11 protein-coding genes are annotated in these 13,332 nt (G+C 43.1%); 5 read left to right on the top strand and 6 right to left on the bottom strand.

All coding sequences use genetic code 11. The features are described 5' to 3' along the window. Nucleotides 1-23: 23 nt before the first annotated feature. Nucleotides 24-764 carry an EAL domain-containing protein gene (locus tag L5M10_RS04505; protein WP_263237572.1) on the bottom strand — a complete coding sequence of 247 codons (741 nt, stop codon included), beginning with the start codon at nt 762-764 and terminating at the stop codon, nt 24-26. 236 nt (nt 765-1,000) lie between these two features. Between L5M10_RS04505 and L5M10_RS04500 the strand changes: the two genes are divergently transcribed. From L5M10_RS04500 to L5M10_RS04485, 4 genes are all read left to right on the top strand, one after another. Beyond that, nucleotides 1,001-1,645 (top strand): hypothetical protein, encoded by a 645-nt coding sequence (locus L5M10_RS04500; RefSeq protein WP_263254918.1) that lies wholly within the window; start codon nt 1,001-1,003, stop codon nt 1,643-1,645. Nucleotides 1,646-1,742: 97 nt separating this feature from the next. Beyond that, nucleotides 1,743-2,231: a fimbrial protein gene (locus L5M10_RS04495; RefSeq protein ID WP_263237575.1), complete on the top strand. Its 489-nt coding sequence runs from the start codon at nt 1,743-1,745 to the stop codon at nt 2,229-2,231. A 104-nt stretch (nt 2,232-2,335) separates the two neighbouring features. Then, nucleotides 2,336-4,804 (top strand): fimbrial biogenesis outer membrane usher protein, encoded by a 2,469-nt coding sequence (locus tag L5M10_RS04490; protein ID WP_263237577.1) that lies wholly within the window; start codon nt 2,336-2,338, stop codon nt 4,802-4,804. Then, the gene (locus tag L5M10_RS04485; protein WP_263237578.1) at nt 4,765-6,006 is read left to right on the top strand and encodes a hypothetical protein; all 1,242 of its coding nucleotides are present in this window, start codon (nt 4,765-4,767) and stop codon (nt 6,004-6,006) included. Before L5M10_RS04490 ends, L5M10_RS04485 begins: the two co-directional genes overlap by 40 nt. A gap of 2 nt (nt 6,007-6,008) precedes the next feature. Here the strand turns inward: L5M10_RS04485 and L5M10_RS04480 are convergent, their stop codons facing one another. Next, the gene (locus L5M10_RS04480; protein ID WP_263237579.1) at nt 6,009-6,647 is read right to left on the bottom strand and encodes a response regulator transcription factor; all 639 of its coding nucleotides are present in this window, start codon (nt 6,645-6,647) and stop codon (nt 6,009-6,011) included. Nucleotides 6,648-6,743: 96 nt separating this feature from the next. Between L5M10_RS04480 and L5M10_RS04475 the strand changes: the two genes are divergently transcribed. Further along, entirely contained in the window at nt 6,744-10,169 is a 3,426-nt protein-coding gene (locus L5M10_RS04475) for a response regulator (protein ID WP_263254917.1), read from the top strand. Between the two features lie 48 nt (nt 10,170-10,217). On the opposite strand, the gene L5M10_RS04470 is transcribed toward L5M10_RS04475, so the two are convergent. The 4 genes from L5M10_RS04470 to moaE form a co-directional block, all read right to left on the bottom strand. After that, nucleotides 10,218-11,321 (bottom strand): ABC transporter ATP-binding protein, encoded by a 1,104-nt coding sequence (locus L5M10_RS04470; protein ID WP_212600245.1) that lies wholly within the window; start codon nt 11,319-11,321, stop codon nt 10,218-10,220. Next, entirely contained in the window at nt 11,302-11,982 is a 681-nt protein-coding gene (gene modB, locus L5M10_RS04465) for a molybdate ABC transporter permease subunit (protein WP_105251087.1), read from the bottom strand. The genes L5M10_RS04470 and modB overlap by 20 nt, the downstream gene beginning before the upstream one ends. Next, on the bottom strand, nt 11,982-12,785 hold the full coding sequence (gene modA, locus L5M10_RS04460; RefSeq protein ID WP_263183889.1) for a molybdate ABC transporter substrate-binding protein: 804 nt from the start codon (nt 12,783-12,785) through the stop codon (nt 11,982-11,984). Before modA ends, modB begins: the two co-directional genes overlap by 1 nt. 79 nt (nt 12,786-12,864) lie before the next feature. Next, nucleotides 12,865-13,332, bottom strand: coding sequence for a molybdopterin synthase catalytic subunit MoaE (gene moaE / locus L5M10_RS04455; protein ID WP_263147854.1), 468 nt, complete (start codon nt 13,330-13,332; stop codon nt 12,865-12,867).

The raw sequence follows: 13,332 nt of genomic DNA, 5'->3' as shown, positions 1-13,332 counted from the left end.
TTGCAGCTAATGCGTGATTCGCCCTAACGATCCCAGTGTGAAATCGGCGCAGGCATAGCATAGGCATACCCCTGTTGATAATCGCATCCCAATAAGGTTGCCACATCAATGTGCGTCAAAGTCTCCACACCTTCACAAACAACCTGCATTCCTAATCGCTGTAAATACTCAACTAAGCTCGTCAACATACGCATTGAATGTGAAGAGCGACAAGCTTGCAGCAAAAGGGAACGGTCTAACTTGATGACATCATAGGGCAATACCATCATACGCAAGAAATTACATTCTTGGGTGCCAAAATCATCCAGTACGATGCAGGCTCCTCGTGCCCGTAACATTTCAATCAATTCATGCTGTTTATCATCTAATAAAGTGTGTTCTAACACTTCAAACCAAATTTTGATGCACAGCACTTTTGCTTGAAGCAACAGCATTTGTAATAAATTTTGGTAAGTCACACTGTATGGCATAGGATTTAAATTAATGGACAGTATGCCAACACCTTGATCGGCTAATCGCGGTAAGTCTTTGATAATCGACCTCAACATCCATATATCAATGTGCAAAGCAGCATTTTTATCTAACAATAAAAAATCAATACCTGTATATGCATGACGCTTGGCATCCCAACGGCGTGCAAGTGCTTCATATCCTATAACGGTTTTATCAATCCCGATAATAGGCTGATAAAAAGGCATAACCACATCAGACATAATGCAGCTTGTAATATCTTCACTCACTTTTTTACGCTTAACTGACAGCATAGATACCTACAGAATATTAATAATCTGATTTATTTTAACTAAATTGGCACTCGCTTCTATCAGATAAATCCTAAAAACAAAAAATCACTGCACTTTATTATAGGACTAATCCTATTAACGCACAAAAATCCCCCATATAAAATACAGCTAAATGTTAATCCAATCAAAAATCAACCCATAGCAACATCAAATAAACATGAAACCAAGGTAACTTAATACAAGGTAAATCAATAATAATGCGATTATATTTAGCACTGTTTGGTATTATTTTTTATAGCTCTCAAGTTTATGAGGCGGCAGAAATAAGCATAGGCACCTTATTTGACTACATGCCTAGCAATAAAACCACTTATTTGAAAAAAATAATGAACATGGGCGATTCAACCGCATTTATTAAAATATCGATTAACGAAATAAAATATGATGAAAATGGCCAACCCTATGAAGTGCCTGAACAAGACGCAGAAAACCGCGCCTTGATAGCTAGCCCGTCTCGCTTAATTATTCCAGCCAAGGGAGTACAAGCAACGAGATTGTTATTCTTAGATAAAAAAGAAACTGAACGTTACTTTAGAGTTCGCTTTGTACCAGTGCAGCCAAAAAACAATGATGGATTTGATGAGCAAAAAACTGAAAAAAATCGTGAAGAACTCACTGCCGGAATACAAATACTAACAGGTTATGGGGCATTTTTATTTATCACCCCAGAAGAACCTAAATACTCGACTGAAATAACAGAAAACACAAATAGCGCAGAAATAAAAAATAATGGGAATACGACTATTATTTTAGATTTTTTGAATCATGTAACAAAAAAACCAAAGAGTGTTCCACTGCGACAAAATTGCATATTTTACCCGGTTCAAAAAAACAACTGGTAAAAAATAGTAACGAAAGCTATCACTTCCAATTAATTGAAGGTGATAAAACCAAAAGCATAGTTATTGGTAACTAATGCACCCCTAAAAGGAGACTGTTATGAAAATATGGAAGGCGACCCCAATTGCCTTATTAGTGGCCATGAACTCTTTTGCGGCTGAAAAGATTGAACATCAAGTCACTGTGATTGCACAAATTCCGTCAGAGAACTTTTTTGTGCAACCAACAGGCAATGATAACTGGATCAACAGCCAGCAAAAGTTAGCATATAACGTCCATACAAAAAAACTAGATCAATTAAATAAGCAACTAGAAGTGAAAAGTACCATTGGTGCTATTACGGGTTACTTATCAAACCCAGCCATTATCGCCAGTGGCAATGATAATATTGCACTAACAGTAAAAGTGGGCGGTATTGAACTGAAGACATCTGCGACAGAATTAGTCGATGTCGACAATGCTAAAACGGGTAAAACCCTTGGACTAGAGATCATTCCAACTGTCCCAGCAAGCGGCTATGTCGCAGGTAACTACCAAGGCATGGTCAATATGATTTTCGAATCTGAAACACCACCTAAAAAACCATAGAGATTTATTAAGTTAAATTTCAAAAAAGCTCCCGCAAAGGGAGCTTTATTAATTTTCAAGTTAACGACTCATGCTTTTCATTTTTTCGATATGAGGCAACACACTTGTCATCTTTAATCCTGACTATTCTGATCGCAACGCTAATCTTTAGCTCTTGCTCTTTGGCGAATAATACGCCATCAGACTCACTCAAACTGCTAAGGCAATATCAAGACTTGCCCGATGGATTTTCTGAGCATTTTTTTAATGCCCCATTAACAGTAAGAATCACCATCGATAATAAATTGCTTGGCGAAGGTGAAATAGTGTTAGGACTCGATACCAGTGTGCAACTATTAAAACTCATTGACGTGAGCGAAAGCGATCTTGACGAACGTCAGCAACAATTATGGATAGCGCAATTAAACCAAAAACATAAGTTGGGTTTGTGCCCAAAAGACTGTCAGGGCGGCATATTAGCGATTGAATATAATTTGGAGAACTCTCAATTATCCATTTTAACGGCCAATATCGAAAAGCAGCCATCAAGCTCGCACTACTATGCCTTGCCTGAACAGGGAAGCTACGGCGCGCTATTTCGACAACAACTCAATTGGAGTCAATCCAATGAGAGCGATTACGCAGGCCGTTATAATTTGCAAGCCCAAGCAAGTTTAGGCCAGTGGACCACACTACTTGAAGGTGAAGTCACTCAAAATAATGAAGAGACACTCAACTCGACTATTCAACAGTTGTATACAGAACGTCAAAACGAAGGACACTTCTATCGACTCGGGTATTTCTCCCCTTATGCCCAAGGTTTAGTTCGTCAGCCCATCATTTATAGCGGCAGCTCACAAGCTGTGATGGGCGTGATGTTGGGTGACTCTAATCAGTTATTGGTCGATCAAGCCTATGCCAGTGCAACACCCATTTATGTCACTCCGAATCGTGCAGGTGTGGTAGAAATCTACCAAAATGGACAATTGATCAACTCGCAACAAATTAACGCAGGCTTACAAGCCATTGATACTAAGGTATTACCATCTGGCATATATGAAGTTGAAATTCGGATTCTAGAAGATGGCCAAGTCACTGAACGTCGTCGAGAAATCATTAACAAACCCACTCAATGGCAAAACACTGAAGAACCCTTTCGGGTGAACTTGTTTGCTGGAGAAAAGTTACAAGATATAACGAATTGGGATGATGAAAGCAGACGCGGACTCAGCACGGGGGTACTCGCAAACTACTTATTAACACCGGCGATCATCATTGGCGCCGCGGCTCAATTTATGGATAAAGGTTGGCACTACAGCATTTCGGCTGATTGGGACTGGAACCAACAACTGCGCTTTTTTGGTAACTGGGTGATGAATGAACAACAGGGCAGCGATTTTGATTTACAAGCAGTTTATAGCTATAGACACGGCAGCTTTGTACTCAGCCATCAGCAACAGCTCAATCAATCGCAAAGTAGTGATATCACGAACTCTAATCCCCAAAAGACGAGTGTATCTTTGCAACATAACTTAGGAAATGGTCACTCTGTTTCGGCCTATTTGTCACATCAATCCGAGCAAGGTCAAAGCATTGATTTAGGTTGGCAGTACAGCGGCAAACTCTGGGGACGCCAAATGAGCTGGAGTTTAAATGCGTTCGATCGTCCTGGCAGCATTAACACTTCAGGCCAGCGCGACCAAGGCGGAGCACTTTATTTCAGTATGAACTTAGGCGATCAAACGCGTCGAATGGGTGGTGGCTTAGGCAGCAGAACTTCACGTTCTGGCGGGCAAGAACAGCATGCCTATGTTGATTACCAACAGCAACTAGACTGGCGTGGCATTGAAACCATAGGGATGGGGCTAAACACGGATAGCTATGGGGTTGGTGCAACCGCCAATAGCCGCTTTAGCAACGATATTGTTAGCGGGGATGCCTATGCACAGTCATCGTCCTATAACAGCGGCATCACAGGCGGCATAAACCTCGATAGTATGGTTGCACTGGGGCAACAGGGTGAACTCAGTATCTCAGGCCAAAGCCAAAACCACGATGCAGGCATGATAATCGATGTCATGGCTGATACCCCAGACATCCTTTTACAAGCAGAAGATGAGCACGGTGGCAGTGTCACCTTAAAGCCTGGGCGCAACTTAGTGCCAGTGACCGCCTATCGCAGTGGTAGCGTACAACTCGCCATACAGGACTTTGATGACACACCTTCAGTCATCCAACCGAGCGTATTGCACTACCACCTCAATAAGGGAGGCGTCAGTTACCAACAAATCAGAGTCATGAAGACTGTCACTGTGATTGGCCGCTTGGTTGATCAACAGGGATTGCCGCTTAAAGGCGCACTTATCGCCAACCATGCGGGACGAAGCTTGAGTGAGGCCGATGGCTTTTTTGCCGTCGAAATGAGTGAACACCATCCGAGCTTGCAAGTGGAGTATCAAGGTATACAAGAGTGCAACCTTGAACTCGATTTACACCGAGTAAAACGTGAACAGAATCTATTGCTATTAGGCAATATCACTTGTAATGCCCAATCATGGGCACAGCAAACATTAACAGAGAACCTAGCCAAGTGAATTATCGTTACCCTTTATATGTTTTGATGGGATATCTACTACTCAGCCCATTAACAGAGGCCGCCACCATTCAGGTTACTGCTGAATATAAACCTGCACCCTATGATATTAATGGTAGTAAGTTTATTAACACGACACCATGTTCAGTAGAATGGCAAGCGGAAGGATTCTGGTGTAACGGCACTGCCTCACTAGAAAAAGAGCAGGCCATAAATATACCAATAAAGATTACCTCACGACTCGTCAGCAATGATGATAAATTGGAACATGCCATTACCTATCAGAAATTTACCGGCGAAAAGACCGTTGAGTTAACTAAAATGGGAAGTGGCAACGTCCATAAAATGAAGTTCAAATTAACGCAAATTGGCGCAGCTCAAATACCAAATATTATAAGAGAAGCTGGCACGAATGGGACACTTTGGCTAGAAAAAACTGTGCAGGGTGATTGTAGTTTTAGACAAGAAACTTGGGCTAGCCCAAGTAGATTTGAATATTTCTATGATATAAAGAATGCTAACCAAAAATCAGGGGGGGTTTGTTACAACAATATATTCAACACCACATTCACCTCAAAAAACATTACTCTCCAAAGGATTTATATTGGCTATAAGCTGCAACCCCCCGATCCTTTAAAAATGGAAAATGGCACTTATAAGGGCAGCTTAACGTTGAGCCTTGGACGCAATAAAGATCTCGACTTTGGTGATGCAACCTATTCAGACTCAAACGTAACGATAGAATTTACCTTAAGGGTCACGCATCAACTTAAGGTTGAGTTCCCAGCTGGCAGCAATAAAGTGATCTTGCAGCCACCCAAGGGCTGGGCACCATGGATAAACAGCGGTAAAACCCCACCTAATTTAAAAGCAGAATTACCATTTAGATTATGGAAAAGTGCAGAGGCTAACGTATCTCTTAGTTACTGCCAATATCAAAATAACAACAAATGCCAACTAAATAATATTAAAAATAATCACAAAATAGATCTTAATGTCAGCTATGTAACAGGCTTAGGCGAGCATGCACCATTGACTAAATCAAAACACCGCCTATTCAATGATGGCATATACATTGGCGTAAAAAGAAAAATTGCATTTGAAATTGACAAAGCCAACTTAACTGAAATGATGAAATATCCAGGAAGTACTTACCAAGGGGATGTGACGATTATGTTCGAGGCTGAAATCCCCCCACTTTAACATTAAAATAAGCCCTGTTGCTGTGCATAATGAAACAACTCACTGTCACTTTTTAAACCGAGTTTTTGCATCGCATTGGTTTTTTGGGTGCTAATGGTTTTTACACTGCGGTGTAAATAACTGGCAACTTGAGTTACTGACATACCATTTGCCAGTAAACGTACCACTTCTAGTTCTTTCAATGAAAGTTCAACTGGGATGGCATATTGATTAATACCTTGTTCATTTAATAATTCACGGACGGTTTCGCCAATGTAAACAGAGCCTAACAATACTTTTTTAACTGTTTTCTCTAATTCGGCAATGACTGATTTTTTTAATAATAAGCCTTGTATTCCAAGCTGTAACAGCGCTTGTAATACACCTAAATTATGCACTTGCGTCAACACTATTATGGGTAAGTTTGGATATTTTCGTCTCAGCTGTTTAATCATGGCCATACCATCAACATTGTCATCATTAGGCATACTAAAGTCTGTGATCAATAAGTCACATTCATGTTGTTCTAATGTACTCCATAATTCGGAAACATTATTTGCTTCAGCAACAATGTCACAACTTGGCTGCATTTCAGCCATTAAACTACGCACGCCAGTGAGTATAATAGGGTGATCGTCGGCAAGGATGATCTTAAAAGCCATATATAACTCCTGTGATAATGTGAACTTATGGATGCCTTATCTATACTACTTGGCATCGGTGTTTTTTTCGAGACTTAATACACTTTGGTCATAGAGATGAGTGCGACTCAAAAAATGCGTTACCAACTTCTTTGCATCTTCAGTTGCTTATCCCTGCTATGCATGACTTTTATCACACATGCCGAACAGCCCAAAACCACAACAATTAGAGTAGGCGTACTCGCCAACGGCTGGGGACCTTTTCAACAAATTAATGACCAGATAACAACGGGATTTAGTGTCGAACTCATACAACTGCTCGCCAAAAATCTTAATTATCAAATTGACTGGAAGGTTTATCCCAATTGGATGAGCCTCTATTCTGCTGGCTGTAATGGGGAAGTCGATGTCTTGCTTGACGCTTTTCGTACTGTTGAACGTACTCAATGCCTTATGTTTAGCCGCTCATACTACACCTCCCCTACTGTTGTCGTTATCCGTTACGACAGCCGATTTTTTCGCGATGTGAGTGAATTTGGCCAAGCTCGGATCGCCGTTGAAAAAGGATTCTCGACTGAGAAATTAGTCAAACTGCATTATCCAACCGTAACAGAAGTAACATTTTCTAATACAGAACAAGCACTTTCCTCCGTCATTGATAAAACGACCGATGCCTATATCGGTAATCTTCATGTTGCTAACCAATACATTAGCGCACACCCTGAACTTCTTATCGTTGCCCAAGCCCCCCTGATGATGGAAAACTTACATTTAGGGATCACGAAGAACAATAGCCTGCTTGTAACACAACTCGATAACGCCTTAATGGCTCTGAGTGTAGAAGAGCGCAATGCTCTCGAAGTGACTTGGCTGGGTATGGGCGATCTTCATTTTTTAGGCCACAGTAATTTTCTACTTAGACCCAATGAACGCGAATGGCTGGCAGGTTTACCTTCACTCAGAGTCGGATTTGTAAGTCATTGGATGCCATTCTCTTCGGTTAACAATAAAGGCATCTTGGTTGGTTTACTTGCTGATTACCTTGAGCAATTTAGAGAAAAACTAGGGCTAGATTATGCGGCACAAAAAACCAGAACGTGGGATGAAATCCAAAGCGCACTCGTTAACCATGAGATTGATCTCGCCATTATTCCAACGCGATTGAAAGCACAATATCCAGACTGGCACATGAGCGAAGTGTTTACGTCTTTCCCTATTGTTATAGCCACTGCCCGCAACAGTCCGCGAATCGCGGGGCTGTCAGAACTGAACTTTCAACGCGTGGTCATCACAGATAATCTACTGCTGCCAAGCATTAAAAAAGCCTATCCGAATATCGATGTTGTAGTTTCTGCCAATCCCGACGAAGGTCTGACCTTAGTCGCAAAGGGCAAAGCTGCGGCTTACATAGGTAATTTGGCCGTTGTGACTATGCTTATCGACGACAAATTTGACGATGAATTACGAGTAGCGGCACCAACGCCTTATAAAGATGAACTCGCTGTTGCCGTTCGTGAACCTTATTGGCCACTTATCCCATTAATTAACCGTGTTTTCTCCAGTATGAGTGAGAAAGAAAAACAGCAGATCCGCAATACTTGGCTAGCCGTAAATTACAGCGAAGGCATCTCTTGGCACACTTTACTCAAAACACTACTGCCGATTGCGATAGGTTTACTGCTTTTCATTGGCGGCTTAACCATAGCCTATTTAAAACTCAGGCAAGAAATCAATAAACGGCGCATCGTCGAAAATGCTTTAGCCATCGCAAAAGAAAACGCCGAGCAAGCCACTAAAAGAAAAGCTGAGTTTCTCGCAGCCATGAGCCATGAGATCCGCACGCCCATGAATGGGCTCGTGGGTATGGCAGAGCAACTCAGCTTTACCCCTCTTGGCATAGAACAAAAACAAATGGTGCAAATCATTAGTAATGGCGCGGAAGAAATCCTCCAGATCATTAATAACATTCTCGATTTCTCTAAAATAGACATGGGGAAAATGCGCTTAGAATCAACCCCTATTCTATTACGTGAAGTTCTCGATAGTACGCTTAATATGGTCATGAATGATTTACGCACCAAAGGCTTAAGCCTCTACTTACACGTTGACCAAGGCGTAGCTGCACGGGTAACAGGAGACAGTCTTCGCATAAAGCAAATCCTATTCAATTGGGTAAATAACGCCATTAAATTCACTGAACGCGGGTTTATTGAAGTCTCAGTCAAGCTTGAAGCCGAACAAGAAGGTCAACAATTACTGCTCATTGGCGTACAAGATACGGGTATCGGCATGAACACTGAGACTCAAGCGCGAATATTCAATATTTTTGAGCAAGCTGATGTCTCGACAACACGTAGCTATGGTGGTGCAGGTTTGGGCCTTGCCATTAGCCATACACTCGCCGAAATGATGGGCGGCGACATCATCCTGAATAGCGCCCCTCATTTAGGCACATTTATTGGTTTACGCATTCGGTTACCTGTGGTGGCTCAGAATGAATTTGATGAGCAGTTACAGGGATTAAAAGCATATATCGCCATCGGCGATATAAAACTACGTCACACTTTATCTTGGCATTTAGCTTCATTAGGCATTGTATTAACAGAGAATAAAGCCAATGCAGACCTGTTGTTTACTGATAATGCTTCGGATGATCGGCAACATATACTCTGCACTCACTTCAATGAAGCACTGGGTTATAGGTATCAAAATGAGCAATGTTTATTGAATGCTAACCCCTTAACATCGCAAGCTGTGAAGGATGTGTGTTACATCAACATGGGGTGGATTGATACTATCGTCTCAACCCCGCAAAGGGATATTCAATTTAAGTTTAACTGGCCAGAATGCAAAATATTATTAGTTGAAGATCATCAACTTAATCAGATATTGGTGCAGCGACAGCTGAAACAGCTACGCCTAACATGTGATATTGCAGATAACGGTGCCCAAGCGCTCGCCCTCATGCAAAAGGCTCAATATGACTTAGTGCTATGCGATTGCCGCATGCCAGTGATGGATGGCTACACTTTTGCCAAACAAATGAGATCGCAGGAAATTGAGGGGCAACATATTCCCATCATCGCACTCACGGCCAACGTGCTAAATGAGCAGAAGCAAAGGTGCATCGCAGTTGGGATGGATGACTTACTGGCAAAACCACTGCACTTAGATGAGCTGTATGAAATGCTTTTGAAATGGCTACCCTCTGCAAAACCAGCACTTATCGATATAAAAATATTAGAGGATGCCTTTGGTCGGGAAGAGACATTAAGCAAAATGTTATTAATGTTTAAAACTGAGCTCGAAACCTCACTTCAGGATATTCAACTTAAAGCACCTCAACTTGCGGATAAGATCCATAGAAGTGCGGGAACTATCAGTATGTTAGGGCTCACATCAATAGCGGAGCACGCTTGGATACTCGAAGAAAAAATCAGGCAACAGGGAAATAATAATGCTGAAGCGGAATTAGCTCAATTTCAAACAACAATAGCCCAATTGATAAGTGAGCTAGACGCGATAATGCGAAATCGCACCTAATATGGTGGCAGGTTTACTCAAAGTTATCATGGTGGACTAAGGGCTAAGCTATTCCAAAATATGAATTTGTTCGGATTTGAGTGCCACCGTAGTTTGCATCCCCTTAGTAAGAGCAAGCTTTTGGGCAAAATGCAGCGAAACTTCAGTGTTAAGTTGTAATGGGGTGCCAGTGACGTAGCAGATAAGCCGAACGGATTCGCCCATCACCAGCATAGCGTCGATCGTGACATCTAATTTATTAAAACTGCGGCATAAACGCCCTTTGGAAATCGAATTAAAACGAATACCTTGATTGGGGATAACCCAACGGACTCGACTTCCCACAGGGCGATCTTTGCCATAGTCGCAGGCAATTAGCTGTTCACCAAATTTAAGCCAAGTGAGATTTTTAGTGCAGTCTTGAAATACCACTTCACCATCAAAAATATTTCTTAGCCCCATCTGCCTAGCTACAGCTTCATTTCGTGGCCGCGACAATACCTCGAAAGGTGCACCTTGCTGCAGCATCTTGCCTTGGCTGATCAAAATCATCGAATCGGCCAGCAGTAAGGCTTCATTTAAGTCATGGGTGACCATAATCACTGGGCAGAGTAACTGCTCTTTGAGGCGCGCAAGCTCAAGGTATAAACGCTCGCGAGTTTCCCTGTCCACCGCAGAAAAAGGCTCATCCAGCAACAAAACCGACGGTTCGCGGGCAAGCGCTCTGGCAAGCGCAACGCGCTGGCGCTGGCCGCCCGATAAATGCGCCGGTAATCTATCGGGTAATCCCTGTAGATTGACCCGTTCGAGCCAATCTTTCGCGCGCGGTATGCGCTCAGCCTTGGGAATATGATCAAGCCCAGCAACCACATTCTCTAGGGCGGTAAGGTTAGGAAATAGTCCAAAATGCTGTGGCATATAACCGATATGGCGTTGCTGCGGGCTTAAGGCGATGCGCGCTTTATCATCAAACCAAGGTCGATCGCCAAAGTGGATTTGTCCCGTATCGGGATGATTCAACCCAGCGATCATCCGTAGCAGCGTGGTTTTTCCACCGCCAGACGGCCCTACCACAGCAAGTACTTCACCCGCTTTACAGCGAAAATCGGCGTTGAGTTTAATGTGTTTATGATTTTGGATCTGACACTGCAGATCAGCGATGATTTGCGCCACGCTGACCTCCTAAACGCCGCGATAGACTGGTTGTTAGTGCTAACGCCGTCACGGCAAACAGCAATAAGACTAATGACATAGTGCCAGCAGCATTAAAATCGAATGATTGCACACTGTCATAAATTGCAATCGAAATCGTCTTGGTCTCGCCAGCAATATTGCCGCCCATCATCAGCACAACGCCAAACTCCCCAAGCACATGGGAGAAGCACAAAACTAATGCCGTTAACACACCCGGCCACACCATAGGCAATTCAATTTTAAGTAGAATTTTAAGTCGACTCATACCGCAACAAGCCGCTGCGTCGCGAACATCATTAGGTACAGTTTCAAAGGCGCGTTGTATCGGCTGCACTGCGAAGGGAATATTGACTAAAACGGAGGCGATAACCAGACCAGAAAAGTGAAACACGAGTTGCTGACCCATGACTTGCTCAATCCATTGTCCGAGCCAACTTTGACTGCCAAGCCCCACCAGCAAGTAATAACCAATCACAGTCGGCGGTAATACTAAGGGCACCATGATCAGCGCCTCGACCCAAGATTTGCCGACAAATTGACGATAGGCTAATGCCCGTCCAGCCAATATAGCTAGAGGAATCAACACTAAAACTGTGATGCCACTCAGCTTGACCGATAACCAAAGTGCCTGCCAATCCATCATGGTTGCTCTGGCAATGAAAAACCATAATCGGCCAAAACACGACGGGCACTATCGGCTCTTAAATAATCGTAAAAATGCTGAGCAGTTTCACTCGCCTTGGCCATTAATGCCATACGCTGAAACAGTGGGCTATGCATTTTTGCTGGCACTATGGCGTAATCACTATGTTTGGCAAAAGTAGGAGACATAGCTAAAGAGAGCGCAATAATCCCGCCCTGGGTTGAACCACTAATCGCAAACTGCCCTGCTTGGGACACATTTTCCCCAAGGATCAATTTAGGTTGAATCACATCCCACAACTGCACAAACTGCAATGCTTCTTTGGCCTTTTCGCCATAGGGAGCGTGATCAGGATTAGCAATAGCAAAACGGGTAATTTTTCCTGCAGTGAGTGCTTCAGCTAACCCCTTAAGTTCAGGATCAACGGACAAACGACCAGTTTTAGGTACAACAATAGCGAGTTGCCCTTGGGCATAAAGCACGCCAGCATCGCGGGCAACGCCAGCACTATGCAATTGTTGAATATATTTTTCATCCGCAGATAAAAATAATTCATAGGGCGCACCGTTTTGGATTTGAGTAGCAAAATTGCCCGATGATCCATAGGATATTTTTACTTTTAGCCCAGTTTCATTGGTAAATTTTTGGCTAATATCATCGAGGGCAAAACGTAAATCTGAGGCAGCGGCAATTGCGGGAATCCCTGTATTATCCGCCGCTCGACTGAACGATGGCGCGACCGCCAAGCACCAGAGTAATGCAAAAACACAGGTATGGAAGAAACGGGTCAAACTCTGCATTGGGTCACCTTAGTGCAATATTCGCGCGGGTCTTAAACTGGCAAGCTGCGTTGCGACTACGAGTATCTCTGCCACGCGACTAGTCTTTGTGTTGCCATAGCTTAGCCGCCTGTTCATCGGCATCTTTCGCTTCAACCCAACTTTTACCTTGCTCGCCCGCTTCTAATTTCCAGAATGGCGCTTTGGTTTTTAAAAAGTCGATTAAGAATTCACAGGCAGCAAAAGCGGCCTTGCGATGGGCGCTGGTTACGCCGATAAACACAATCTGCTCACCCAGAGCCATAGTACCGACACGGTGAATAACCGTCACTTTATTGAGCGGCCAGCGGCTACGCGCCTCGGCAACGATTTGTTCTAACACGGCTTCGGTCATGCCCGGATAGTGCTCTAAGGTTAAGTCTGTCACCGCGGCACCATCGTTAAAATCACGCACTTTGCCGACAAAAGTGACTACGGCACCATCGCTATCATCTTGAGCTAGCAGGCGATATTCGTCAGAAACACTAAAATCGACCTCTTGCACTCGAACTGCGGGTAATAAACGCAT

The organism is Shewanella sp. SM32 (assembly GCF_025654235.1).
Taxonomy (GTDB): domain Bacteria; phylum Pseudomonadota; class Gammaproteobacteria; order Enterobacterales; family Shewanellaceae; genus Shewanella; species Shewanella oncorhynchi.
This window is presented reverse-complemented; position numbering and strand designations above follow the sequence as displayed.